The sequence below is a fragment of the Beijerinckia sp. L45 genome (genome assembly GCF_009765775.1).
Lineage (GTDB): Bacteria > Pseudomonadota > Alphaproteobacteria > Rhizobiales > Beijerinckiaceae > RH-AL1.
In genome coordinates this window covers 1-285 of record NZ_LMUU01000240.1, presented here as the reverse complement: position 1 = coordinate 285, position 285 = coordinate 1, and the positions used below count along the sequence as shown (strand labels likewise).

Genomic DNA, 285 nt, shown 5'->3' with positions numbered 1-285 from the left:
GACCTGGAGAACTCGCGGATGACGCCGGAGGAGCGCGCTGCTCAGCAGGCCGAGGAGGAGGTCGACATGACTGCCACCAAGGTCGCGCACACCATGGCGAACACGCATACCTGGACGCATTGCGAGATTCATCCCAGTATGATCCTCGGTATTTGTGCCAGTATCATTCCCTTCCCCGACCACAACCAGGTACGTGTCTCAATTTATAGTCCTTCGCTACTTCGCTGACGTCTTTTAGTCTCCTCGTAACACCTACCAATCTGCCATGGGCAAGCAAGCCATGGG

1 protein-coding gene is annotated in these 285 nt (G+C 56.1%); it reads left to right on the top strand.

Annotated elements, in window-relative coordinates; genetic code table 11:
* Positions 1–228: hypothetical protein (locus tag GSQ79_RS24985; RefSeq protein ID WP_158811470.1), on the top strand; the 228-nt coding region annotated here is incomplete at its 5' end.
* Positions 229–285: the final 57 nt, after the last annotated feature.